The following is a 24,750-nucleotide window of genomic DNA, read 5'->3' on the forward strand; positions in this document are numbered from 1 at the left end:
ACATAATAGCATATCCGGCTCATCGTTTCATTGGCCTCATACGGTCGACATAGGGGATAGGCATATCGTTTAGCGGGTTTTAATCGATATGCATTCTTCGCTTATATTATAGCGATGGATGACAGACACACAGCATGTTTATGCTGTTCTGTTCTCCGTTATTGTCATTCAGTAGAAGTCATGGGCGATTAGCCTATGGCTTTTTTTAGTTTTATTTTACAGATGCAGCAAACCGAATTTGCTGAACGTACAGGAAGGAATAATACACTTTTATGAATACAGAGTTTAATTTATTTACCAAGCAGAACGAATTAGCAGGTGACTACCGACATGAAGTGAAATTGCCTGCAGGTGATCTAACCGTATATGCGGCGCAACAGCTCTTCTCCTCGCTTGATTACAAAATATTCGAGATGGCCAACAATAATCTGCAGATTCCGGGAATCTCTTATATGAGTTACACGCCAGACGTACACGTCGGTGTAGGTACGTGCATTGGAACGACAGCCATGTGGGATGCGCAGAGCGGATACGTTTCTCCCTCCATCGTGGGCAGTGACATCGGCTGTGGCATGCGAGTGCATATGACGAACTTGCATAAGGACGAATTGAAAGACATTAAGCTCCGCCGCAAGCTCGTCAAGGCCATTGAAAAAGTATTGCCGATGGAGGCGAACCAGCGAGGTCATTATTCGGATATCAGACTGGAGCATATCGTTCGTAAAGGGCTACATGGTTTACCCAAAAAGTATATTCCAGACAGCTATACACCGAAAAAATCAACCGCGATGACACATGTGGAAAGCAGTAAATTCAGTTACGATGAGCATGTGTTAAATCACGTTCCTGATATGACGTGGCATCGTTCGCATCGTCAGCTCGGAACACTGGGTGGGGGGAATCATTTTGCCGAGATCCAGGCGATTGAGATCGCTGAAGAGAATCGTGAAATCGCCGAAGCTTGGGGATTGTATGATGGACAGGTCGTGGTCATGATTCATTCCGGCTCTCGTGCATGGGGTGGTTATGTAAGTAAGACGAGTTCGTCAGCGATTGCGAAAGTCATGCAGCGGCTTAACCTGGGTACATCCGATCCCAGACTGGTATTTGCTCCACTTGAGCATGCGGAAGGTCGTCATTATGTGAACATGATGTATTCTGCATTGAATTACGCTGTTGTCAATCGGCACCTGATTGCGTATGCTATTCGCGAAGCATTCCGGGATGTGTTTGGCTCCAAATGTGAATTTCGTACGTTATACGATCTGATGCACAACTATGCCTGGGAGGAATCTCACGCAGACCAAGGTTCCGTTTTTGTGCATCGCAAAGGGGCGACACGTGCGTTGCCAGCAGGTCACTCGGACAATCCAAAGCCTTATCTGGCAACAGGGCATCCGGCGCTTATTCCCGGTTCCATGGGAACTGCTTCATATATCATGGTAGGTCAGCCGCAGGGTGCTGATAATTATTATTCAATATGTCACGGTGCGGGTCGTATCCGTTCACGGACGGCAACGAAACGATTGATTACCGTGGAAGATTTTGCTACGGCACTGGGTGTGGGTACAGAGGATGAGATCGTGGTAAATCAACGCTCACTTGAATCCATTATTGATGAATCACCTCAGGCTTATAAAAATGTTGATGAAATTATAGACAGTGTTACCGGCGCAGGCCTGGCTCAAGTTGTAGCCAAATGCAAACCGCTTGTAGCGGTAAAGGGAGCGAAATAATGACAATAAACGAACAACAAACAGATCCAACCCAGGCGATCTATACCTATGACGAACAACATGATACCCGAATTCGAGTGGAAGGGTACGCCATCTACTCAAGGCTGATTCGTGGAATCAGTGAGGCGCTCCATCAGCGCTATGGAGTTGAATACAAGCTGTATGCCAGTTCTGACCCGAACAATGAATATTGGGAGTTACTCCGGGAAGACCTGCAAAATGGCAGTGACGAAGTGGAATTGGTAGCCCGTATATTCGAGGATCTGGAGCTTCAGACTTTGCATTACGACGATGATGGCGATGTGCCGACTTATGGTGTCCATTACTCCATTCGCAACAACGTATTTGCCTATCCGAAATGGGGCGTTGCGCTTGTGAGGGTTCCATTTTTCCGAGATAACGGGATCTACAGTGAAGATTTTGTCTTTGCCGTCGGTGATGAGGAGATGAAGCAATTTCTGGGAAGTGTCCGGGAACGGGAACGTCAGCAAAATATGAAAAAAGTAACGGTTTACACCGATGCCCGCAATGGCAGCGATCGTCATGTGGAATCCATCACTCGCTCCGTGGGCAGAGAGGATGTTGTTCTCTCGGCACAGATCAAGCAGGATATTTTCCGCTCGCTGGATCAGTTTTTCGAAGCGGATCGTTCCTTCTACAGAGATTATGATATCCCGTACAAACGGGGCATTTTATTGTATGGGCATCCGGGGAATGGCAAGACCACGTTGGTGAAATCCATTGCGGGAAGTATTCCGGGACCGGCTGCGTATTGGCAGATTACGGAGTATACCAACAGTGAATCGGTGCGTGAAGTGTTCGAGGCTGCCAAGCGGTTGGCACCGATGGTACTGATCATTGAGGACATCGATTCGATGCCGGATGAAGTCCGTTCCTTTTTCCTGAATACACTGGATGGAGCTACGTCAAAAGAAGGGATTTTCTTGATCGGGACAACGAATTATCCGGAGAAAATAGATCCTGGCCTCATGAACCGTGCCGGACGGTTTGACCGAGCTTACGAAATTCCGTTGCCAGATGAAGCGCTGCGCCTGCAATATTTGCGGCAGCGGGGCTTCACCATATTTGCTGGTGAAGAAGGAACAATTGAAGCAGCTCGTCTGACCGACACGTTCTCTCTTGCGCAGCTAGGTGAGTTGTATGTGAGCGCTGCGCTGGAATGGCATCAGAATGGACAGACAGACATAGTGAAAGTCATTCAGTCGATGCGTGGCGAGCTGGACAAGAGCCATAAACATACTTGGTTGGCGCAGCCGGGTAAGGGTCGTACAGGCTTTTATTGATCAGACCTAACCCATCAATCTTATAATATGACGCAATTTTATAAATAATCCTACCTCAATTGGTGATACTAACCTTGTCTGCTCTAACATACAATGACTTTCGGGAGGTACATAACGCAGCCCTGAGCTGGTGAGATGCCGGAAAGTAACGCGATCTGTTTCCATACCTGACTAAGGCTTGTTTTGCAGAGAAAGATGCATCGAACAAAGGTAATATGCAAAAATTTTTATGCCAATTGTTTAAATGCTTCTGTAGCGGTTAATAGTAGACAGACAACAACAAAAACTTTAATTAGAGGTGAATGATATGGGTTGGTTATGGTCATTAATTATCGGTGGTATCATTGGATGGTTGGCAGGTTTGATCGTTGGTCGTGACATCCCAGGTGGTGTTATTGGTAACATCATTGCTGGTTTTATCGGTGGATGGTTAGGTGGAGTAATCTTGGGCGATATGGGTCCTGAGATGGGCGGATTCTACATTGTACCTGCATTGATCGGTGCGATCGTTCTTGTAGCTATCGTAAGCTTGATCTTCCGTTCGATGGGACGTAGTCGCGGGTAACTTAATCAAGATAATTTCTTGAATTAGTTGTCAGCCAAATGCATTACCAATGAAGAGGTTGATTGAGAGCCATAACGATGGCTTTCAATCAACCTCTTGTTGTTCTAAAATATAAGAATGTATGCGTAACTTAGCATCAGTTTCTATAGATAGTTTAGATAAGAGGGGATGAAAGGAATGGAAAAAGCTACATTCGCCGGCGGATGTTTCTGGTGTATGGTTACACCGTTTGAAGAACAACCGGGCATTCATGGCATTATATCAGGTTATGCTGGCGGCCACGTCGAGAATCCAACATATGAACAGATCAAAACCGGGGAGACCGGTCATGTCGAAGTGGTTGAAATTACATTTGATCCGGATGTATTCCCTTATGAACGACTGCTGGAGCTGTACTGGCCTCAGATTGATCCGACGGATTACGGAGGCCAGTTCCAGGATCGGGGGACACAGTATCGTACGGCGATCTTTGTGCATAATGAACGTCAACGTGAGCTTGCAGAACAGTCCAAACAGGAACTGGCAGCCAGCGGACGATTCAGTCAACCGATTGTTACGGAAATTCGGGATGCAGCTGTATTCTATCCGGCTGAAGATTATCATCAGGATTACCACAAGAAAAACGAGAAACATTATAAGGAAGACCGTGAGTTATCCGGACGGGACGAATTTATAGACGAGAATTGGAAATAGGATGATTCTATCCTGCCAATGCAATAAGCCGGGAGAGCTCCTTATGGAACTCTCCCGGCTTATTATTAGATCGAGTATTTCGTTCGGTTCATTGGTATACGATAAAGAGCCAGAAAGACTCTTTTGTTATTTTGCAGAATTGGACTTCAGTACATATTTGGACAATGTCTCATCGTTCATGGAATAGATGACATCATCGACATAGGTTGAAACACCTTCTAATGAAGGAACCGAGGCACTGGTAGTGTAGATATGCACGTCTTCCAGCGTCTGTGGATTAAGAATGTATCCTGTTTTGGCAAAATCAAGCTGATACTGACCATCCTGTGTCGGGTCAACACGCATAAGTGCAGGCTGTGCGTCCTTGAATGTACGCTCAGTCACTTTGCCTTTCATCGTGTACAGCTCCAGCTTCTGCCCTGTAAAGACTGTATAACCGTTGCCAGCCGTCTGAATGTAGGCATCACCAGCAATGGCACGTCCCCAAGCAAGCTTGCCATCGGTGCCAAAGCCCATAAGTCGGTTACCGGTGTTCTCGACATTGGCACGCATAAGGATGGAACCATCGTCCAGAATGGCCAGCGATTCACCGCCACCATCTCCTAATGTATTTGCATTGGCAGGGAATTGGTAGAAGGACAGACGATTCAACGTACGATCATAGATCTCTACTTTGGGATTAGCAGCTTGCTGCCAGAAGTTGCCTACCTTGGTTTGTTTACTGGCATCCACTACAATTCGACCATGGTCAGCCTTAAGCACGTTACCGTTGATGGTTTTTTCGGTAATCAGCTTGCCCTTTTTGTCATATAACGAGATGGCGGAGCGAACCGAACCATTTGATTGCACGCCCTGACTTGAAGCAACCATCAGCGTATCGTTATCCAATAGGGATATGCTTGCAGGTGAATTCACCGTTTTGACCCAATTGGTTTTACCGGATGTATTGAATGAGTACAATTTTTTGGTTTTGTCTGAATATTCCATATACACATAAGCTGTACCGTTGCTGGCATATACCGAATCAGAGTAGGTGGTATAAGGACCACTTTTCTCATGGAATATCGTATTCCACTTCAATTGTCCAGTTGTAGCATCGAATGCTTGAAGAGAGTCCAGTTGCCAATCGAGTGTTGTTTTGCTGCTTGTTTTGGTCACGGGCTGGGAGGCATGTACATATACAAGGTTTTTGGATGGCACGGCATGGATTCCCTTGATCAGGACATCTTTCTCTGTATTAGCCTCAGATAACATTAGGGAAGATGACGTCCACGCCGGTTTGGGCATGGATTCGGTTGAAGCAGCGGCGTAACCTGTTGTATTCATGGTGAAGAGGAGCATGCCGCTGAGAATGAGGGCAGCCCATGTTTTGGACTTGTGTTTTGTATGCAAGTGATAAACCACCTTTCTTCTTCGGTTCAAAACAGAACCGATTGTTGAATTTTACCATTAAAGTCAAGCTGAATTCAACCGAACACACTGTAACCTTTTATCATTGGTTTATCGAACTAACTATGTTTGGTGAAGTATAACGGTTACAGGGAATTCATCTTCTTTCGATGAAGGTGGAAGTCTGATATATTTAGTGCGGTGACAAGCCATATCTTCGTAAGACGTTGGATAGAACATAGGAAATGAAACAAGGAGAATAGCTATGAACTGGAGTGAAAATGTGACCCTATGGGTCATTGGATGTATCATCATATTGTTGCTGCTGGCCTGGATTATTCGGCGGGTTATCGGGCGTGGGCAGCGGATCCGAAGTGAAGCCAATCCTCGTAAGATCACAATAAAGGACATCGACAAGATGGAGGATGGTTCGGAATTTGAATTATATCTCTATCATTTATTCGAGCAACTCGGATATGACGAGGTTCATAAGACGACGAGCAGCCGGGATTTTGGGGCAGACCTGGTGTTTGTCGATAGACTCGGCAGACGAAGTGTGATACAAGCGAAGCGATATGGTGCGAACCATCCCGTAGGATTGAGTGCAGTGCAGGAGATTTATACATCCATGCGTTATTATGAAGCCGACCGGTCGATTGTATTAACGTCCGCCCGTTACACCGAAGCCTGTCGGACGCTTGCAGCGGTTAATGGAGTGAAGCTGCTGGACCGGGAAGACCTGATGGAATTAATCCTTTTATTCAAAGCGAGAAGAGTGGAAGAAGCATTGGAACTGATCGAAGAAGATGATCATGAACCAATCGAGACGTGGCAGTCCCGGCGAAAGCGGCAATCCCGCTAAGATCTTAGGTGGAAGCCTTTTTAATGATGTACATCTCATTCCAGTAGGAAGCACCTTCACTTGCGTAGCTGCACATGATATATTGAGTGTATATCAACCAAAGGAGTGTGTAATCCGATTATGGCACGTACACAAACACAAAAAGCATTACGCAAAGCAGAGCAGTCAGGTAAGTGGTGCTCGGAACAGAGCCGAAGAGTTAACGGAGATTATGGTGCGTTATCCCAGCATGTACGGCTCATGCCTACGAAACAGGAAAAATTGCAAAAGGTCAAACACAAGAAGCAGATCATCCAGGATGGTGGTGCTTCTTTTTATTTTGTCTATGAGGAACGGATTGCTGGGTAAGTTACGATAAAATTCTTTCTCTGGTTGTACACTAAATGAAGGGAAGAACCTATACATATGACAACAGCGCTGCACATGAATAAAAAATCGTTCGGCGTTTTTTGCTGCAAACGCAAGCTTTACTTGGACGTTGGCCCGCAGTTTCCTTACATTCGGGACCCGACCAAGTTTTGAGTTTGATTCGCTCCCTTGGTTGCGTGCAGATCGATCCTGTGGCTGCTGTAACCGGAAACCAGCATTTGGTGCTGGGGGCTCGTGACCCTGGTTATACTGCTGACAGCTTAAATACACTGCTGAGTGATCACAAGGTGTTTGAATATTTTGCAAATGCTGCTTGTGTCATTCCAATCGAGGATTATGCTCTCTTTGAACCTGTGCGTGCCCGATTAAGGGAGCGTCTGGCTCCGTCTTTGCAAGGTCTGGAGAAAACTGTGCAGCATGTGTTACAGCGTTTGAAGGAGGAAGGACCTTTACCTTCAAGAGCCTTCCGTGCTGTTGAGCGGGTAAGTGGTTATTGGGACAGTGCAGATGTGCCAAAGACGAAGGATACCACACTTGCTCTGAATTTACTGTTAGACTCCGCTGTGATTCGTGTGGTGGCGAGGCAGGGGAATGAACGTTACTTTCATATTACTGAATCTGAGTTGCAGCAACAGGTAATTACGATAAAAGAAGACATCGATTTATTTGCCCAGAGACAGGCTCTGCTGGATAAATACATTCATGCGTATCGTGTTGTAGATGCCCGTGATCCCCGTCTGGGTTGGCTAAAATCTACAGCGGCTGAACGACGCGCCGATATTGCTGCCCGTGTGTCAGATGGGCGAATGATCCCGCTTAAGGTGGAGGACGTGGCCACGCCTTATTATATTCGTGCTGAAGATGAGGATTTGCTAATGCATATGGAAAGGGAAGAGCCACACTATGATCCGTCAGGCCCAGTACGTTTCCTGCCGCCACTGGACAACCTGTTATGGAGAAGAGAACGTATTGTTGATTTATTCGATTTTCATTATAAATGGGAGATTTATACGCCAGAGGTGAAAAGAACCTACGGTTATTATGCCATGCCTATTCTTCACGGTGATCGGTTGATTGGACGTATGGACCCACGACTTGATCGCAAAACTGGAGTACTTACCGTTCGTTTGTTATCGATGGAAGAGACTGCTCCACCTGTGGAGGAATGGATTACGGATTTTCGGGAGGGGCTTCAATTTTTTGCGTCCATGCATGGAGCGCGTTCCATTACTATCGAGAAGACGGTACCAAAAGAGCTGAAAAAGCTGCTTAAATCAATTTGATTAGGGGATACATGAAAGAATGTGTATGGATACGGAAATTGGAATTGTTGAGCGGAATTAAAAAGGACAAAAAAGGAGGGGCCCTCTGGCTCAATGTCATTAAGTTAAGGCGCAGGACCAAAAATCAATAAAAAGAGCAGGTTATCGAAAAGATAGCCTGCTTTTTTTATTGTGAAAATAAGAAAAAAAACTTGACAAGCAGGTGAAAAGGTGTGGCGAAGCCCTTGAAAAACGAGGGGGTTACGCCAATGAATGAATATGCGAATTTGCTAAAAGAAAAACTGACTTCCCTCATACGAGAAATGTCAGTTGCACCAGCACCTTATGTCAAAAATCCTGAAAAAGATTTTACCCGCAAGAAAAAGTTACCCTTTGAAACGGTTATGCAACTACTGATCTCTATGGGCGGAAACAGTTTATACAAGGAACTCTTGGAATCACAGGGCTATGATGTAAATACGGCCACTTCTTCTGCTTTTGTCCAACAGAGAAATAAAATCTTGCCGTCTGCCATGGCATATTTGTTTCAAGAATTTACGCAATCGGTTACGGATCTCAAGAAATACCGAGGGTATCGGTTACTCGCCATTGACGGTTCGGATTTGCATTTCGCCACTGACCCTGCGGATACCGACACCTATTTTCAAAGTCAACCGGAAGCAAGAGGCTATAATCTCCTGCACTTAAACGCCACCTATGACCTTTGCAACAGACTTTACGTGGATGCGATTGTTCAACCGCGAAGATTAAGTAATGAGAGAAAAGCGTTAGGGGACATGGTTGACCGTTCCTGCATCGAGGGAAAAACCATTGTCATTGCCGATCGAGGTTATGAAAGTTACAACAATTTCGCACATATTGAACGCAAAGGGTGGAGCTATGTTATTCGAGTAAAAGATCTGGCCTCCAGTGGTATTCTCTCGGGCTTGCGTTTACCCGATAGCGGTTCGTTTGATCAGGAGGTTCATCTAGTGCTTACTAAAAAACAAACTAAAGAGGTCAAAGCTCATCCCGAAATGTACAAGTTCGTCCCTTCGAAGTCTACCTTTGATTTCTTAGATTTGAAGGAGCATTTGTACTACCCCATATCTTTTCGAGTCGTTCGGTTTGTCCTGCCTAATGGAGTTTATGAGACCGTTATTACGAATCTATCTGACGCAGATTTCCCACCCGATGAACTCAGGTCCATCTATAACATGCGGTGGGGAATTGAAACCTCGTTCAGGGCATTAAAATACACCGTCGGTCTGACCCATTTTCACGCAAAGAGACGAGAGTCCGTCATCCAAGAGATTTTTGCAAGAATGATCATGTACAATTTTGCAGAAATGATGACCTCGCACGTCGTCATTTCCCAAAAAGCTAAACAGTACCACTACCAAGTCAACTTCACGGTTGCCGTTCATGTGTGTAGACATTTCCTGCGCTCAAGAGACGATGACCCCCCGCCCGATGTTGAAGCACTGATTAGCAAAAACGTTTTGCCGATTCGACCCATTCGACCAGGGCAGCAGAATACGCGCAAAATACGTTATAAATCATCGGTTAGCTTCGTCTACAGAGTAGCATAAATTCGGTTCGTATGAACACTTTTTTAAGCGGATCCTCCATCCGTTTGTTTGCTGTACACTTTTTTCCTTGCATTCACAAAAAAACAAACGACACGGGACTTTTTCCCATGCCGTTTCAGATTTCATTTTATTCTCAGTCTTGTCTTTGAGCTAAACTTAATGACATTGGCCAATTGGCTCCTCCTTCATTGTTTTAAAATCATATCTTTAGCATGACATCCGCAGTTAGCTCTAACGAAAACCTAAGCTCACGTCCACGCCGAAACTTCTTTAGTTTACCAAATGAAGTACTTCAACGTTGGGATCAACATCTGCTTCATAATCTACACCATCGGTTTCAAAACCAAACAGCTGGAAGAATTCGCGACGGTAACCTTCCAGATCAGACAGATCGTAGATGTTCTCTGTGGTCAACTCATTCCAGAGCTTCGCCACTTCTTCCTGAACGTCAGCTCTCATCTCCCAATCGTCAATGCGAATACGGCCTTCGGCATCGGTTGGAACTTCTCCTCCCGCATACAAGCGATCAGCGAACAGACGTTGCAATTGCTCGATGCATCCTTCATGCAAGCCTTTTTCTTTCATGACTTTGTACAATGCTGAGATGTACAGCGGCACGACTGGAATCGCAGAACTGGATTGAGTCACCAGCGCCTTGGCTACAGTTAAGTACGCACGTCCACCTTTGGCACTTAGACGATCATTCAGCTTGTGTGCAGTTGCTTCCAGATGATTCTTGGCCTGACCGATGGAACCATCACGATAAATGGCATGCGTAAGTTCAGGACCGATATAAGAGAAAGCGATGGTTGTTGCATCATCGGCAAGCACGCCGCCTTGTTGCAGGGCATCCATCCACAGTTCCCAATCATCTCCACCCATAACAGTTACCGTCTGACGAATTTCCTCTTCGTTTGCCGGCTCAAGGGTAACGGAGCTGATTTCGCCTGTGTGGAAGTTTACTGTTTTATTCGTGTAGGATTGTCCGATAGGCTTCAGCACAGAGTTGAATACTTCACCCGTGTTCGGATCGGTACGGCGTGCCGAGGCTACGCTGTATACAACCAGATCCACTTGACCGAGTTCACTGCGAATCAGTTCAACGGCTTTGTCTCTTGTTTCGTTTGCGAATGCATCACCTGTAATGCTGTACGACTTGAGACCTGCTTCCTCAGCGGCTTTTTCGAATGCAGCGGAGTTGTACCAACCTGCTGAAGCTGTACGTTTCTCTGTGGAACTGCTCGGACGGTAAATGCCGATTGTATTCGCTCCCGCTCCAAAAGCAGAGACAACGCGTGAAGCCAGACCGTATCCGGTGGAAGCACCGATCACAAGTACATTACGCGGTCCTTTCAGTTCCGGCTGGGATTTCACATAATCAATCTGTTCCTGCACTTGCGCAGCGCAACCTACAGGATGGGAAGTGGTACAAATAAAACCACGTGTTCTTGGTTTAATAATCATTTATTTGCATCCTTTCATATTCAGCTCATGTTTCAGCATTTCGATAAAATGCTCGTATACATACCTCCTTATTGTAAAACAATTACCTCGGAAACGGAAACCGTTTCGTTTGATTTTGTCGGAAGGGTAGCGTTATATCTCCAATTTTGCGATGATGTGAATAGAATGTACTCGCTTGTTAGGATAGAAAGGACAGGGATACCATGCTGAAGGAACGAATTGAACTGCTAAGCAAGAGAAAACAGATCTCGCGTAAAGACCTTGTGGAAGGTCTGGTCACGCAGGCCCACTTTGCCAATATCCTGGCGGATCGTTATCCGCTCCCTGAGGACTTGGCAGAAGCCATCGCCGGGCGTCTTGGGGTATCCCCTTCCTATATTCTAAAGGCTGCGGCTCAGGACGAGGAAACAATTGAACGGGCAGAGGTTATTTTCGAACAAATGTCTGTTCCAGCCTCGGCGATATCCGAAGATACGGTGCATGCACTGGCAGATCGGGATGACACGTTGACCGTCGAGCTGACAACGGCCTTGATGAAGGCGGTCTATTATCAGCAATTAAACGATGTAACGGCTCATGAATATATACATACGTCCTACCTCAATTTTTACCTGGAGAAATACGGTCGTCCAGACGATATTGATCTGCCGCGTCCGTTAGTCAAGGCACTTTTATTCTATAAAATACAATATTATCGCTCCAAAATGGCCTTTGTGGATGTATTAACTCATGCAACCAGGCTCAGTGAGCTGGCGCTTCCTGGCAGTGAATTCTGGCTGTCTGTGCAAAATATCAAGATGGAGGCCTACATCCAGGTCAAACAGTATGAAGAGGCAAAACAGGTATTCGAGCTTACGATGCGTCATGTATATGATCAGCGGATGTTCCATCGGTTGTCCGGGTTATATGTGGCATATAGTGGTTATTGCTTCGCAATGGGGCTGGTTCAGGAGGCGCTCTCGGCATTAACCATGGCGGAGGCAAACCTCGTGTATGCTGGCAACCAGGGTGATCTGGTGACGGCGATTGCCAATAATCGGATTGTCATGCTGACGATGACAGGTGAACTGGATCAGGCACAGGCGGAGATTGAACGATTTGAATCGCTATTGCAGCAGGAAACGGAAGAAACTCAACTCGCGATGCAGCCGCTCGTCAGTGTGTATCGATGCGAAGTAGCTCTGGCACGGAAGAACTGGGGCGTGCTCGCGCAAAGTGTAGATCAACTCTTGAAATGTGCAACAACACAGGACCAGCAGATGAGCGCAACCTTCTACCACAGCCATCTGGCTCTTGCTCATGGAGATCGCGAAGTTTTCATGGAGCGGGCGCTTGCCTGTCTGCCTTATTTTGAATCCGCGCAGCATGTCATGCGGCTTGAACCGTTATATGAAGGGATGGCCGTGGTGTCTGAAGATCAGCGGAAATACAAGGAAGCGGCCATGTATTATCGAAAGCTGGTATATCTGTTACGCAAAAAATAGACTGGATTAAAAGTAATTCTAGTAATAAAAGGTGTTAATCAGAAGGATAAAAGAAAAAATAGAATTGAGAATGCCCTTCTGATAAACGTCAATCATGAGTTGGTTGTTCTTTGAAGCATTAAGGAATAAACCACCAAAAAATGTTGAATAACGCTACTGACATACCGTTGTCAGTAGCGTTATTTTATTATCAATTAAGTAAACATAAAGGGATGGAAGGCCGATTCTGACCCGAAAAATGATATGGTATTTTATTATATAACAGAAAGGATGGTATTTTATGTATTTTGCTTCTGTACGCATCATTACCGACGATGTGGATCGTCTTGTCGAGTTTTATGAGAAAGTCATGGGTGTTTCGGCGGTACGCCCCGCGCCTGTCTTTGCTGAACTTGTTTTGCCATCGTGCACCCTGGCGATTGGCCACTCCCAGACGGTGCCACTGTTTGGCATTGGTTCTGCAGTGGCGGCCGACAATCACACTGTCATCCTCGAGTTCCGCGTCCACGATGTCGATGCCGAATACGAGCGCTTGAAGCCGTTTGTGGATGAGTGGGTAAAGGAACCGACCACGATGCCGTGGGGGAATCGTGCTGTGCTTTTCCGTGATCCTGACGGCAATCTCATTAACCTCTTCCAGCCAGTGACCGAGGAAGCGATCAAACGTTTCAGCGGTAGGGGCTGATTCTAGGGGAGCACTCACTCAGTGTAAAAGGTTGAAAAAGTGTGTATTTTGAAAGACTTATGGGTTAAATCCCACTGTTTTTGGCATGATTTTGTGCATTGCCAAAGCACTTGGCACAAAATATGGCCGCCAATTGTGAAATGAAGATCGGATTAGCAGATCTTTTTTTGCGGAATTAGCATAATTTCTTACCCAAGAAACGATTATTCGGTGATTCAATTGCCGGATTTTTCGTTTTTTTTGTATGCCGCCAGAAGGGTATTCAAGGACAAGCCGCGGTGTTTATAATTTAACTATAAATAAAAAACAAATAAAATAAATGAGGTGCTCATTATGGGATGGTTCGGTAAAAAAAACAAACAGGAAGATGCGATTGCCAAAGCGGATAAAATGATGAATAAAGGACTCACTGGCATGATGATGAAAGGCTTTGTATCAAAGGAACATCGGGAGGCGATCAACCAAAGTCTGGATTCGGCAAAGCAGGCACAATTGGCGGCGAGTGGTTCACTTCCATTGACGGCAACAGCAACGGTGGTGACGATCACCGATACAGGCAAACTGATCAACTTTGATCCGATTGTTGTGCTTGTATTGGATGTGACAGAGACAAACGGTAACCAGTATCAGCGAACATTGGAGACACTGGTGTCCAAAATGCAGATTCCGCGAGTTGGAGATCGGGTGGGATTAGGTCAGAATCCAGCAAATCCGTCCGAGCTGATCTACATGGGGCTGTTGTCCATCTAGAAGGTATTTGGTTATAAGACAGTAATAATTCAATTAGATAATACGTATAACAACGATAAATAGATATATTAATAGAAGTATTATGAGAGGGTGGATCATATGGTGGGATTCCTGAGATTCATTGGAGTATTAACAGTGTTCGGAGTGGGGTTCTCCCCATTTCTGGCACAGCAGCTGTGGAATGATCCGTTTATGATTATGCAGACATGGTGGTATACTCCGGCAATCTTTGCGGGGTTTGCACTGATCTTTGTTCCTGCGATTTTGAGCAATATTTTTGGCGTAGGTCGAGTGAAGACAGGGTTACCAGCAGTTGGGGTCATTAAGACTATACAACAGACGGGCACGTATATTAATGAACAACCGGAGGTTCGATTGGGTCTGACAGTTTCGCTTAAAGGGCGAGAGAAATATGATACCGAGATGAAAACCGTCATTCCGCTGACCTCCATGGCACAGTTTCAGCCGGGCAGTTTCATTCCATTAGTGGTTTCCGTAAAGGATGAGCGCAAGGTAGGGCTTGATCTGAAAGGGCAACTGTCACAGGAAGATATGCAGCAATTGCTGGATGAAAAGATGGTACAGCAAGGGGTATCACCTGAAATGATGGATATTGCAAGAACAGGGGAAAAAGCAATGGCCAAGATCCTTGATGTCACTCCACTTGGGAGTGGAGGCAGTAATAAGATCAAACTTCAGCTCAAACTCAGCATAACAAAGACGGACGGTGAAACCTTCAATGTGACAACGCAAAAAGAAATTTTGTCATCTGTGCTGCCGCAGGTTCAGCAAGGTCATATCATTAACGTCATTTATTCAAGACAAGACCCAACAAAATTGGTGTTGGCATTGAATGTACAGGAGCGACAATTAAGTGACTTATTCTCTTCCTGAGGATGTAGACAAAAAGGAGGTCCTACAGGTCAAGTTTATGACGTGTAGGACCTCCCTATTTCATTTGGTATGTACGAGAGATGCAAGCAATGTACTGCTTTCAGACAATACCAAGGCGCATGCGATAAGAAAAGAGTACTTTTCTGGATTGTCCGTCAAAAACACGATTAGCCAGCGCTCTGAACTCGTCAGCAGCTGTTAATAGATCATCCGCTCCGAGCTTCAACGCCGTTTGCAGGCCGCCTTGGCTCAGGGCTAGATTGACATATCGATCGGCAGTGAATGTCTCGTGGTGATGAAACACGATTTCACGAACATATCGGAACAGGCCAGACTCCTGAATCTGCTGCAAATGCCCATCCTTGCTCCATTTGTGTGCCTGACTATCCTGGGGAGCCAGATTGGCTGCTCGTTGATCTGCTTCCTTATTCAGCTGCAGATAGGCTTGTTCTAACTGCCAGTCTAACATTGGCGGCCAGTCGCAATCGTAGGCTGCAAATATGCCCCCTGTACGAAGTACACGTGCAAACTCGCGTAGTGTGGGTTGCGGCTCCATCCAGTGAAATGATTGCGAGCAGGTCAGCACATCGACACTGCCATCTGGTAGTCCGAGGTCGTGAGACAAGCCGGACACGAACCGAAGGTTATCCGGCTTGCCGGCAGATTCCCACTTGGATTCTGCTACAGACCTCATGTCATCGCTGGGTTCAAAGCCGATGATACGTTCTGCCTCATTAAGCCAGATCCACGAGGATAAGCCGGTGCCACAGCCAATATCTGCGACCATACGCGGTGTGCTGCCAAGATATGTCGTTAGAATATCCACCACTTCAGTGGGAGCAGCTGGTCGGTTCTGATCGTATAACGTACCAAAACCTTTAAAACGTTCTACATTGTTGCGTCTAATGTCTTGCATGGATAAACCTCCTTCGGTCAGATGGATGACGGAGAGTCAGCTGTGATCAAAAGTTGTATAGGCCTATATTATATCATTCATTGTTGGGAAGTTTGTTCTGCAAATGTTCAACGGCTTTGATATGACGTCTGAGTAATTCCTGTCCAACATGAACAGGCTCGATTACGGTCAGTTCGGAACCAAACGACAGCAGGAAGGAGTAGAGCCATTCCCCTACATTCAGTTCGAGAGACACACGGAGCCTGCCATCAGGCTCTTTTTTAATGAGGGATGGTTCGAAAAAATCATACACTCGGTATGCGATGTTGCTGGAGAACGAGAGTGTCAGAGGGGTCAAGGTGATGGCTGCCTCTGATTCAGGGTCGTTTGATCCGGCAGTAACAGAGTGATCGTGTTTTCTCGCCAGAAAAGTCAATTGGGTGATCCGTTTCATCTTAAATGTCTCGAATTCTTTCCGCTCAGGATCATCATGAATATACCCTTTGAAGTACCATGTACTGTTTTTGAAAATAAGCTTCTGTGGCTCCACAGTCGGCATGCTTTCCTCACCATCCGAATTAACATAATGAAACGTAATCAGTTGATTCGTTAATATGGCTTGTTTCACCTGATTGAACAGTTCTCTCTCTTGCAGGGGGATGCTGCCCCATGGTGAGAAATTGAATTCGATCCAATCCAGCTTGTGATCAAACAGGGCGGTCAGGCGTTGCAGCATATGGGCACTATTAAGGTGTGGGATCGCACTGACGCTATAGAGTCCCATCAAAATTTCGTTCTGGTCTTCTTCCGACAGCAGGGATCTGTCCATGACATAGTTGTCCATCAGATGAATGCCGCCATGCTTGCCGGTCGTCGTATAGACAGGAATGCCCGCAGCGCTCAGCCGGTCGATATCGCGGTACACCGTACGTACAGAAATCTCGAACAAACGGGCGAGTTCGGGTGCAGTGGCTTTCTTTTTCTCCAATAACAAAAGCAACATTCGAAATAGTCGGTTATTTTCCATGCTCTGATTATACCATGACAATAGGTGTCAGGGTATGGATGGTACACTGGTTATATAGTCTTGTTGAGATATGAAGGAGGAACTGGTCATGACAATGAAAGAAGGATTTTACTGGGGTGGCGCAACGGCTGCCAATCAATTTGAGGGTGGATGGAACCAAGGTGGCAAGGGGCCAAGCACGTCTGACATGATGACAGGGGGAACCCACACGATTCCACGCCGGATTACACCTGTACTGGAAGAGGGCACGTATTATCCGAGCCATGAAGCGGTTGATTTTTACGGACATTACAAAGAAGATATTGCCATGATGGCAGAGATGGGCTTCAAAATGTTCCGCATGTCCATCAACTGGTCCCGGATCTATCCGAACGGTTACGAACTGGAGCCAAACGAAGAGGGATTGCAGTTCTACGATAATGTTTTTGCCGAGTTGAAAAAATACAATATTGAGCCGCTCGTAACGATCTCCCATTACGAAACGCCATTCGGTCTGACACAGAAGTATAATGGCTGGGCTTCCCGTGAAGTCATCGACTGTTATATCCGTTATTGTACAACCCTGTTCAACCGATACAAGGATCAGGTCAAATACTGGCTGACGTTCAACGAGATCAACTGTCTGACGATGCCAATGGGTGCATATATGGCTGCAGGTATTCTGTTTGAAGGCAAAGAGACACTGGTCGACGGAGTGGATGATCCACAGACTCGTTTCCAGGCGTTACATCACCAATTCGTCGCGAGTGCCAAAGCGGTGAAGCTGGGACATGAGATTAACCCTGATTTCCAGATCGGCTGTATGGTCGCTTTCATGACCACCTATCCAAACACATGTAACCCGGACGACATGTTGCTTGCACAGAAGAAAGACCAAATCTCCAATATGATCTGCGGTGATGTACAGGTTCGTGGAGCATACCCTGGATTCGCCAAACGTTTCTTCGCCGAAGAAGGTATCCAGATTGAGATGCAACCGGGAGACGAGCAGACTTTGCTTGAAGGCTGCGTAGACTTCTATTCCTTCAGTTATTATATGTCTTTGGTGGAAAGTGCGGACGAGTCTCTCGAGAGAGCAGAAGGTAATCTGCTGGGCGGTATCAAAAATCCATATCTCGAAGCTTCCGACTGGGGTTGGCAGATCGATCCAAAAGGACTGCGTTACACACTGAATCATCTGTATGATCGTTATCAGATTCCATTGATGGTGGTTGAGAACGGTCTGGGCGCTGTCGATGTGGTAGAGGAAGACGGCTCCATTCAAGATGACTATCGCATTGATTATCTGAAAGGTCACATTGAACAGATGAAAGAAGCGGTAGCTGACGGCGTAGATCTGATTGCCTACACCATGTGGGGATGTATCGACCTGGTTAGTGCATCCACTGGAGAGATGAAGAAGCGTTATGGCTTCATTCATGTCAACAAGGACAACGACGGAAACGGAGACTTGAGCAGAACACCGAAGAAGAGTTTCCACTGGTACAAAAAAGTCATCGAATCCAATGGTGAAGAGCTATAAATTGGCGTGAAAAAAACCAGCCGCCTGTTCCCTTAAAAGGGACAAGCGGTCCATGTGGTCCTGAACGAGTTCAGGACTACGATATATGAATATAGAAATACCCGGCTATCCTTCAGTTAAGGAAAGCCGGGTATTTTTATGTGTAGTTCAATAGCGGGCCGCCTATGCCAGCCTTCTGCTTTGCAGTTGGGACATGCGCTCCAAATGACGCCGGTAAAACCATATACATGTGGAGAGCCAGCAACCACTCAAGAAGTATCCGCCGACGATATCACTTGGATAATGCACCCCCAAGTAGATACGACTTATACCAATGGTCAGTATAAATACGGCGCTGGCAACAATCATCAGCACACGTCCGGTGACGGTGGGTACATGTTTCCAGATTAGAAAGGCCAGTCCACCGTACAGGCTAAATGCTGCCATAGAATGCCCACTGGGGAAGCTGTAGCCGCTCACTTCAATGATCCGGTTAATGGTAGGTCTGGCACGCTGGAATACCAGCTTGAGCAATGCATTTAACAGGGTTGAACCTGCGAGCACACAAGCCAGGAAGAGCAGTTCGCGTTTGTGTCGCAGGAAAATGTATAACACAATCATGGCGATGATGGTAATGAAGACCACTGGCATTTCGCTGCCGATCCAGGTGAAAAGGTGCATGAATTGTGTCATACCAGGGGATTCCAACCCCTGAATCCAGCCGATTAAGGTATCATCAAATCGATGAATTTGGTTGTCGCTGATGGACAGGGCGATGCTTATAAAGGCGATCATGCATAACGCTGCAACGAGCAGCGGGAAGGAGATATTCTTTTTCCAGTTGTGTATCAAATGTTGAGTTCCTCCGTGATGGTTGATTTCGTATGTTGTGTCTTTGCGTATCTCGGACATAACGATATTTGTATTGTGCTATAATTTTACAATAAATATAGCAGCAATAAAAATATGTAACCTTAACAACGTTTATTCAAGCAGAGAATGTAGGAGGGGAGCGGTCGGAATGAAACGACGTTTGGTGATGTGCATGTTGATCTTACTTTTGGTTACGTCTGGGTTAGCTCTATTTCCCAGAGAGAAAGTTTATGCTTGCAGTTGTGTCGAGAGTGATGTTCAAGAGAGATTGAAGACAAACACAACTATATTTACAGGAGAAGTGGTGAAGAAGGGACGTTCTCAACAGTCGAAGCATGATGGCTTATTAAGAGAGTATACCTTTGATGTAGATACTGCATGGAAGGGGGTTAATGCCAAAAAGATGAAAATCCTCGCGAGTGACGGTGGATCTGAATCCTGTGGCATTCAATTTGAAAAGAATCAGTCCTACCTGATCTATGCTTATCAATATGAAGTGGATCATAAGCTTCATACGAATCTGTGCAGTCGCAATGTTCCAATTGAACAAGCCGGAGACGATCTGAAATTGCTGGGTGCGGGAAAGCTTGTAAGTAAAGAAGATTTTGGAGAAACCAATGATGGTGGTGGGCGAACTGTGCCTTTCTATCTCATCTTATATGGCGGAGTCATTTTATTAGCAGCATTGGCAGTACTGTGGCTCTGGAGACGAAAGAAAAGAATCTGATTGCCCAACGGAAAAAAAAGCTATTCCCCGTACAGAACGTTAAGAAACATTGACGTTCTATACGGGGATTTTCAGGAGTGGCGTCAAAATTGTATCCAATTGGAGTCGAGATTATCGATCCGATGGAACTAGTTCAGCTGCAACATGTATTCATAAGCTGTGACACCAAATACCCGTTTGAAATGTCGATTCAGATGGGTCAGATCGACGAATCCGCAATCGGCAACAGCAGCATAGACGTCCTTCTGCATTTCGATGGATTGACGGGCACGCTCCACCTTGCAGTTTAAGAAAAACTGGTAGGGGGATATGCCTGCTTGTGCTTTGAATTCACGGATAAATTGAAACTTGGACATGCCAAATTCAGAGCTTAGGTTGTCCAGCTTGAGCACATCTTCGGTGCTGCAAAACATGATTTCCTTGGCTTTACGGACCAGGTTGTCCTGAGGCAACCAGAGCTTGGTGTCCATTTCCTTCTGAGCCAGAAGGTGAACCAGATCGAAGACCCGTTCGCTGCACTCGGCTTCGTTCTGTCTGAGTTGAACGGCATCGTTCAGCATCAGAATGTTACGTGCAAGCTCGGGGTCATAGACGATGGGACTTCCAAAACGCAATTCCTTTTTACCTATAATCTCCTCTACCAAATCCGGCTTCAAATACAGCATCACATAGTCAATGCCAGCCTTATCATAGGAGCTTCCATCATGAGACTGTTCGCGGTTGAACAACATGACACCATTTTGGTGAGAGGCCTGATATTGTCCGTCCAGGTTGTATTGTTGAATGCCACGCAGGGTTACGCCGACCGCATACTCTTCATGGCAATGTTTTTTGTATGCAAAATCAGTAAAGCTAGCGGATAGTGCCAGCACGTCTTGCGACTTTTTATAGTTAAACCGTTCCATGCAGCACACCTCCCAAGCTTTAGATTAATCCGGATACTATAATGGCTGAGTATAACAAAAAAAGTGCCATGAGAATACTCAGTAATTTTTGGTGGCGATTCAGCAACATTTTGAAAACCGTGCCAAAAACAACCCAACTGGAATAGGCCAGAAATCCAATGAAGGTAATTAACACCACGAACAGAAACGATGAGAATGAACTTTGATAAAAGGGCAATACATAACTTGGAATGACAGTGAAAGTAAACAAAACCACCTTTGGGTTCACAAATTGCATGATAAAACCGTTCCAGAATCCGGTAACTTGTTTCGGTGCATCCTCGGTGGTACCCATCTTATAGATCTGGTACGCCAGATACACCATGTACAGGCCGCCGACAATCTGCATCACCTTCAGAATTCCGGGTAACACTCCCGCAAGAAGATGATTAAGAAAAGCTGATGCGGTAAGCAGCAGACCAAATGCCAGCGTAGCTCCCCACACATATTGCATCGTTTGACGCGCCCCAACCTGTTGTACGGAAGAAAGAATTACGATATTGCTGGGGCCAGGGGTGAACGTAACGACAATACAGTAGATTAAAAAAGATGCGAGATTCATGATGATGCTCTCCTCTGGTTGTAGTTTAGTTTCATGATCATACGTCCAGAGGGAGAAACCATATAGTACATTATTGCAGCAGGTACACGGTTGGCAACAGGAGCTTGCTTATAAAAACTAAGGGGAGTTTTCTTTTTGAATGATTGCGTTTACAATTTAAACGAAGTACAAGGTGATCAGACGACTTGAGGAAGTGAACGGAATGAAAAAAATGCTACTTGTTTACATTTTGCTAATCTCAGCATTTGCGTTGTATGTATTGAGGTTTGAATACACCAGTCAGGTAAACAGTTCTTGGGAGGACCGGGGGCTGCGCGGTGATATCGGAGAGACGTATATCATGATTACATTCCAGTCCGGGCTGGAGTATTGGAAGAGCCCGCTCAAAGGTTTCGAGGATGCCGCGGATGCGCTTGGCGTGACCGTAGAATATCGCGGGGCTACCCGGTATGATGCGAAGGAGCAGACCATGGTAATCGAGCAGGCTATCGCTCGCAAGCCCGCAGGCATTGCTATATCTGCAATCGATCCTCAATCGTTAGTTCCAGCGATTAACAAGGCAATCGACGCAGATATCCCTGTTGTATTATTTGACGCGGATGCACCCGATAGCCAGGCCTATTCTTTTCTTGGGACAGATAATTACAAGTCGGGTGTAATGGCTGCCGATAAAATGGCTGAACTGCTGGGTCGTGAGGGAGAGGTCGCGGTATTAACCTTGCCCGGACAACAAAATCATGAAGAGCGCACGAAGGGCTTCCGCGATACGATCAAGGAGAGATACCCTTCCATGAAGATTGTTGAAGTTGCAGACGGACACGGTGATGCGATGGTATCCAGAGACGAAACAATCAGAATGATGAAGGAACATCCCGAGCTGTCGGGTATTTTTGTGACTGAAGCTACTGGAGGGGCAGGAGCGGGGGAAGCCGTTCAAACTGCCAGTGACAGACACCCTTTGCAGATTATTTCGTTTGATACAAATAAGACTACATTGGATATGATCAAGAACGGTACGATCTCAGCTACAATTGCACAGGGAACCTGGAATATGGGATATTGGTCACTCCAATATTTGTTCCATCTGCATCACCAATTAACGGTTCCTGCCCCATCCTCATCCGGTGAAAATGCGCCACTTCCCGTGATGGTGGACACAGGGATCTCTGTGGTGACACGCTCGGATGTGGATGATTACTATGCCAAATAACAAGGGAGATCTCAAGAGTTCAAGGCCTTGGAGCAGGAAAACAATTCTCTCCACTTTCAGGAACGGGATTCGGCGTTTACGCTTGCGTAATATGCCCCTTCGGTACCAGCTGATGCTGCTTTTTCTGTTATTCGCCATTGTACCTTCCGTAGGGCTTGGGTTGCTTGTGAACTGGACGGTGGAGCGGGTTGTTGAACGACAGGTTGAAGGGCATACCATGCAACTGATTGGCAAAGTGAATGAAGCTCTTAACAGCAAAATGGAGAATTTGCAAAACATGACCTATCTGATTGCATTTGACCCGGAGATTGATGCTTTTTTGAACGACAAAATGCCACTGAATGATGATGCCGGCATCGAACCGATGAACATGGACACCCATGCCGAAACGGAGCGAAATCGGTTATATGGCATCAAACAAACCTTGCAGGGATTCACAACGTTGTATCCTGAAATCGCCGGGATTGTTCTTGTCAATGGAAGTGGTGACTATATTAGCAACGAGATGTATCCCCGAACGGAACAGAGCCTGATTCAGGAAAATTGGTATCAAAAAGCTTCGGCCAATCCGGGCATCTTCATGGTATTGGGTCAGCCGAAAGAGCGTAATCTCACGACACATGTACGGTACAAGGATGATGAGATTGTATCGGTTGCACGTTCCATAACGGATGAAGCGTCAGGGCGTGTGCGGGGGGTTATTATGATTGATCTTAAACTAAGGTCCGTCTCTCAGGCTGCCCGTAATGTAACCTTGGGGAAATCCGGTTATGTGATGGTGACGGATGCAGAAGGTCAAAGTGTATACAAGCCGGAGCACCCGCTAATAGAACACATTCCCACAGACTGGTTCCCCTCCGGTGAGAGTGGAACATTTACCGCCGATACAGAAGGTGGAACGTTATTATTCATGTATCAGTTGTCTACCTTTACGGGTTGGAGAACGGTAGGGGTATTTCCCACAAGAGACTCGATATCCGAAGTACGCCAAATCCAGTTTTACGTGGTTAGCTTTGTATTTGTAGTGTGTTTGTTTGGCCTGAGCGCCTCTTTATGGTTCTCCCGTTCCATTGCTCAGCCCATTTTCCGGCTCATGTCCTACATGCGCAGGGCGGAGACCGGCAATCTCAGACCAGGCCGCTGGAGCGATAGGGCTGATGAGATTGGCATGCTTGGCAACAGTTATAACCGAATGCTGGCACAGATCAGACAACTTATATCACTTAATGAATTGCGGGAGCGGCAGAAACGCGACGCTGAAATGCGAAGTTTGCAGGAGCATATCAAACCACACTTTTTGTACAATACCTTGGATACGATTCATTGGATGGCACGCAAAGAGGGTGCAGAAGATGTGTCCGGCATGGTTGGCGCGTTATCTCGATTATTTCGCATAGGGCTTAGTAAAGGACAGGATTACATTCCGCTGCATTCGGAGATTGAGCATATGACCAGCTATCTGCAAATTCAGCAGACACGATACCGCGATCGTCTTCAGTATACATTGAATATTCCAGAGGAAATGCGGGACCTTTTTGTGTTAAAGCTACTGCTTCAGCCGCTAATAGAGAATGCAATTTATCATGGAATCAAGGGCAGGCGTGGGCCGGGACACATTAGGGTGGAGGCCAGATTGGAACATAACAGACTGCTGCTGACCGTTCAGGATAATGGAGCAGGCATGTCCAACGAACGGCTTGCCGAGATGCAGCATCTGCTCGAAGCTCCTTTGGCAAGTTTGGAAGCGTCTTCGCCGGGGATAACAGGTAAAAGTTATGGAATGTTGAACGTGCAAGCCCGTCTTCGGCTGTCCTTTGGTGATGAGTACGGAATTGAACTGGATAGCCAGGAAGGGGAAGGAACGAGTGTGACCATCATTCATCCGTTGATGCGAGAGCTCCCACCAACCAAGCAAATCAATAACGAAGAGAGGCAGGAGAGTGAATGGGAAAATTCATGAAA

Annotated in this window: 23 protein-coding genes; 16 read left to right on the forward strand and 7 right to left on the reverse strand. The window is 46.1% G+C overall.

What is annotated here, in order from left to right; translation table 11 throughout:
* Positions 1-272: 272 nt before the first annotated feature.
* From J2Z28_RS11320 to msrA, 4 genes are all read left to right on the forward strand, one after another.
* A complete protein-coding gene (locus J2Z28_RS11320; RefSeq protein ID WP_244988234.1) occupies positions 273-1,736 on the forward strand; it encodes an RtcB family protein in 1,464 nt (487 codons plus the stop codon).
* Positions 1,736-3,040 carry an ATP-binding protein gene (locus J2Z28_RS11325; protein ID WP_211082560.1) on the forward strand — a complete coding sequence of 435 codons (1,305 nt, stop codon included), beginning with the start codon at positions 1,736-1,738 and terminating at the stop codon, positions 3,038-3,040. The genes J2Z28_RS11320 and J2Z28_RS11325 overlap by 1 nt, the downstream gene beginning before the upstream one ends.
* Positions 3,041-3,347: 307 nt before the next feature.
* Positions 3,348-3,605: a GlsB/YeaQ/YmgE family stress response membrane protein gene (locus tag J2Z28_RS11330; protein ID WP_017686880.1), complete on the forward strand. Its 258-nt coding sequence runs from the start codon at positions 3,348-3,350 to the stop codon at positions 3,603-3,605.
* A 177-nt stretch (positions 3,606-3,782) separates the two neighbouring features.
* Positions 3,783-4,298 (forward strand): peptide-methionine (S)-S-oxide reductase MsrA, encoded by a 516-nt coding sequence (gene msrA / locus J2Z28_RS11335; RefSeq protein WP_211082561.1) that lies wholly within the window; start codon positions 3,783-3,785, stop codon positions 4,296-4,298.
* A 126-nt stretch (positions 4,299-4,424) separates the two neighbouring features.
* On the opposite strand, the gene J2Z28_RS11340 is transcribed toward msrA, so the two are convergent.
* Positions 4,425-5,690 carry a PQQ-binding-like beta-propeller repeat protein gene (locus tag J2Z28_RS11340; protein WP_211082562.1) on the reverse strand — a complete coding sequence of 422 codons (1,266 nt, stop codon included), beginning with the start codon at positions 5,688-5,690 and terminating at the stop codon, positions 4,425-4,427.
* Between the two features lie 262 nt (positions 5,691-5,952).
* Between J2Z28_RS11340 and J2Z28_RS11345 the strand changes: the two genes are divergently transcribed.
* The 4 genes from J2Z28_RS11345 (at position 5,953) to J2Z28_RS11360 (ending at position 9,772) form a co-directional block, all read left to right on the forward strand.
* On the forward strand, positions 5,953-6,549 hold the full coding sequence (locus J2Z28_RS11345) for a restriction endonuclease (RefSeq protein WP_211082563.1): 597 nt from the start codon (positions 5,953-5,955) through the stop codon (positions 6,547-6,549).
* 120 nt (positions 6,550-6,669) lie between these two features.
* Complete coding sequence (locus J2Z28_RS11350) at positions 6,670-6,897, forward strand: hypothetical protein (protein WP_211082564.1); 228 nt, start codon at positions 6,670-6,672, stop codon at positions 6,895-6,897.
* Between the two features lie 170 nt (positions 6,898-7,067).
* Positions 7,068-8,201 carry a DNA glycosylase AlkZ-like family protein gene (locus J2Z28_RS11355; RefSeq protein ID WP_244988235.1) on the forward strand — a complete coding sequence of 378 codons (1,134 nt, stop codon included), beginning with the start codon at positions 7,068-7,070 and terminating at the stop codon, positions 8,199-8,201.
* A 248-nt stretch (positions 8,202-8,449) separates the two neighbouring features.
* A complete protein-coding gene (locus J2Z28_RS11360; RefSeq protein WP_211082565.1) occupies positions 8,450-9,772 on the forward strand; it encodes an IS4 family transposase in 1,323 nt (440 codons plus the stop codon).
* A 270-nt stretch (positions 9,773-10,042) separates the two neighbouring features.
* Here J2Z28_RS11360 and fabV read toward each other — a convergent pair whose 3' ends face one another.
* On the reverse strand, positions 10,043-11,236 hold the full coding sequence (gene fabV, locus J2Z28_RS11365; RefSeq protein WP_211082566.1) for an enoyl-ACP reductase FabV: 1,194 nt from the start codon (positions 11,234-11,236) through the stop codon (positions 10,043-10,045).
* A 203-nt stretch (positions 11,237-11,439) separates the two neighbouring features.
* On the opposite strand from fabV, the gene J2Z28_RS11370 reads away from it, so the two are divergent.
* From J2Z28_RS11370 to J2Z28_RS11385, 4 genes are all read left to right on the forward strand, one after another.
* The gene (locus tag J2Z28_RS11370; RefSeq protein WP_211082567.1) at positions 11,440-12,720 is read left to right on the forward strand and encodes an XRE family transcriptional regulator; all 1,281 of its coding nucleotides are present in this window, start codon (positions 11,440-11,442) and stop codon (positions 12,718-12,720) included.
* Between the two features lie 280 nt (positions 12,721-13,000).
* The gene (locus J2Z28_RS11375) at positions 13,001-13,405 is read left to right on the forward strand and encodes a VOC family protein (RefSeq protein ID WP_211082568.1); all 405 of its coding nucleotides are present in this window, start codon (positions 13,001-13,003) and stop codon (positions 13,403-13,405) included.
* A gap of 333 nt (positions 13,406-13,738) precedes the next feature.
* Positions 13,739-14,155 (forward strand): hypothetical protein, encoded by a 417-nt coding sequence (locus tag J2Z28_RS11380; protein ID WP_211082569.1) that lies wholly within the window; start codon positions 13,739-13,741, stop codon positions 14,153-14,155.
* 135 nt (positions 14,156-14,290) lie between these two features.
* Entirely contained in the window at positions 14,291-15,049 is a 759-nt protein-coding gene (locus J2Z28_RS11385; RefSeq protein ID WP_342357493.1) for a hypothetical protein, read from the forward strand.
* A gap of 100 nt (positions 15,050-15,149) precedes the next feature.
* Here J2Z28_RS11385 and J2Z28_RS11390 read toward each other — a convergent pair whose 3' ends face one another.
* Together J2Z28_RS11390 and J2Z28_RS11395 are read right to left on the reverse strand one after the other, a co-directional pair.
* The gene (locus J2Z28_RS11390; RefSeq protein WP_211082571.1) at positions 15,150-15,965 is read right to left on the reverse strand and encodes a class I SAM-dependent methyltransferase; all 816 of its coding nucleotides are present in this window, start codon (positions 15,963-15,965) and stop codon (positions 15,150-15,152) included.
* 73 nt (positions 15,966-16,038) lie between these two features.
* Positions 16,039-16,971: a helix-turn-helix transcriptional regulator gene (locus J2Z28_RS11395; RefSeq protein ID WP_244988236.1), complete on the reverse strand. Its 933-nt coding sequence runs from the start codon at positions 16,969-16,971 to the stop codon at positions 16,039-16,041.
* 88 nt (positions 16,972-17,059) lie between these two features.
* Here J2Z28_RS11395 and J2Z28_RS11400 point away from each other — a divergent pair, with 88 nt between their 5' ends.
* A complete protein-coding gene (locus tag J2Z28_RS11400) occupies positions 17,060-18,493 on the forward strand; it encodes a glycoside hydrolase family 1 protein (protein WP_280530817.1) in 1,434 nt (477 codons plus the stop codon).
* Positions 18,494-18,655: 162 nt separating this feature from the next.
* Here J2Z28_RS11400 and J2Z28_RS11405 read toward each other — a convergent pair whose 3' ends face one another.
* Positions 18,656-19,324 (reverse strand): phosphatase PAP2 family protein, encoded by a 669-nt coding sequence (locus J2Z28_RS11405; RefSeq protein ID WP_243391443.1) that lies wholly within the window; start codon positions 19,322-19,324, stop codon positions 18,656-18,658.
* A 169-nt stretch (positions 19,325-19,493) separates the two neighbouring features.
* Between J2Z28_RS11405 and J2Z28_RS11410 the strand changes: the two genes are divergently transcribed.
* Positions 19,494-20,072, forward strand: a complete 579-nt coding sequence (locus J2Z28_RS11410) for a hypothetical protein (protein ID WP_211082573.1) — start codon at positions 19,494-19,496, stop codon at positions 20,070-20,072.
* A 128-nt stretch (positions 20,073-20,200) separates the two neighbouring features.
* Here J2Z28_RS11410 and J2Z28_RS11415 read toward each other — a convergent pair whose 3' ends face one another.
* Together J2Z28_RS11415 and J2Z28_RS11420 are read right to left on the reverse strand one after the other, a co-directional pair.
* Entirely contained in the window at positions 20,201-20,977 is a 777-nt protein-coding gene (locus J2Z28_RS11415) for an AraC family transcriptional regulator (RefSeq protein ID WP_211082574.1), read from the reverse strand.
* A gap of 19 nt (positions 20,978-20,996) precedes the next feature.
* Complete coding sequence (locus tag J2Z28_RS11420) at positions 20,997-21,578, reverse strand: LysE family translocator (protein WP_211082575.1); 582 nt, start codon at positions 21,576-21,578, stop codon at positions 20,997-20,999.
* Between the two features lie 202 nt (positions 21,579-21,780).
* Here J2Z28_RS11420 and J2Z28_RS11425 point away from each other — a divergent pair, with 202 nt between their 5' ends.
* Positions 21,781-22,788 carry a substrate-binding domain-containing protein gene (locus tag J2Z28_RS11425; protein ID WP_211082576.1) on the forward strand — a complete coding sequence of 336 codons (1,008 nt, stop codon included), beginning with the start codon at positions 21,781-21,783 and terminating at the stop codon, positions 22,786-22,788.
* A 91-nt stretch (positions 22,789-22,879) separates the two neighbouring features.
* Entirely contained in the window at positions 22,880-24,748 is a 1,869-nt protein-coding gene (locus J2Z28_RS11430) for a cache domain-containing sensor histidine kinase (RefSeq protein ID WP_211082685.1), read from the forward strand.
* Positions 24,749-24,750 lie beyond the last annotated feature (2 nt).

The organism is Paenibacillus xylanexedens, assembly GCF_017874615.1.
Classification (GTDB): Bacteria; Bacillota; Bacilli; order Paenibacillales; family Paenibacillaceae; genus Paenibacillus; species Paenibacillus xylanexedens.

Coding starts and splice junctions, on each gene's coding strand:
- J2Z28_RS11375 (WP_211082568.1), top strand. CDS start 13,001: ATGTATTTTGCTTCTGTACGCATCATTACCGACGATGTGGATCGTCTT.
- J2Z28_RS11420 (WP_211082575.1), bottom strand. CDS start 21,578: ATGAATCTCGCATCTTTTTTAATCTACTGTATTGTCGTTACGTTCACC.
- J2Z28_RS11415 (WP_211082574.1), bottom strand. CDS start 20,977: ATGGAACGGTTTAACTATAAAAAGTCGCAAGACGTGCTGGCACTATCC.
- J2Z28_RS11345 (WP_211082563.1), top strand. CDS start 5,953: ATGAACTGGAGTGAAAATGTGACCCTATGGGTCATTGGATGTATCATC.
- J2Z28_RS11325 (WP_211082560.1), top strand. CDS start 1,736: ATGACAATAAACGAACAACAAACAGATCCAACCCAGGCGATCTATACC.
- J2Z28_RS11320 (WP_244988234.1), top strand. CDS start 273: ATGAATACAGAGTTTAATTTATTTACCAAGCAGAACGAATTAGCAGGT.
- J2Z28_RS11425 (WP_211082576.1), top strand. CDS start 21,781: ATGAAAAAAATGCTACTTGTTTACATTTTGCTAATCTCAGCATTTGCG.
- J2Z28_RS11410 (WP_211082573.1), top strand. CDS start 19,494: ATGAAACGACGTTTGGTGATGTGCATGTTGATCTTACTTTTGGTTACG.
- J2Z28_RS11360 (WP_211082565.1), top strand. CDS start 8,450: ATGAATGAATATGCGAATTTGCTAAAAGAAAAACTGACTTCCCTCATA.
- J2Z28_RS11380 (WP_211082569.1), top strand. CDS start 13,739: ATGGGATGGTTCGGTAAAAAAAACAAACAGGAAGATGCGATTGCCAAA.
- J2Z28_RS11390 (WP_211082571.1), bottom strand. CDS start 15,965: ATGCAAGACATTAGACGCAACAATGTAGAACGTTTTAAAGGTTTTGGT.
- J2Z28_RS11330 (WP_017686880.1), top strand. CDS start 3,348: ATGGGTTGGTTATGGTCATTAATTATCGGTGGTATCATTGGATGGTTG.
- J2Z28_RS11350 (WP_211082564.1), top strand. CDS start 6,670: ATGGCACGTACACAAACACAAAAAGCATTACGCAAAGCAGAGCAGTCA.
- J2Z28_RS11430 (WP_211082685.1), top strand. CDS start 22,880: ATGCCCCTTCGGTACCAGCTGATGCTGCTTTTTCTGTTATTCGCCATT.
- J2Z28_RS11370 (WP_211082567.1), top strand. CDS start 11,440: ATGCTGAAGGAACGAATTGAACTGCTAAGCAAGAGAAAACAGATCTCG.
- fabV (WP_211082566.1), bottom strand. CDS start 11,236: ATGATTATTAAACCAAGAACACGTGGTTTTATTTGTACCACTTCCCAT.
- J2Z28_RS11395 (WP_244988236.1), bottom strand. CDS start 16,971: ATGGAAAATAACCGACTATTTCGAATGTTGCTTTTGTTATTGGAGAAA.
- msrA (WP_211082561.1), top strand. CDS start 3,783: ATGGAAAAAGCTACATTCGCCGGCGGATGTTTCTGGTGTATGGTTACA.
- J2Z28_RS11400 (WP_280530817.1), top strand. CDS start 17,060: ATGACAATGAAAGAAGGATTTTACTGGGGTGGCGCAACGGCTGCCAAT.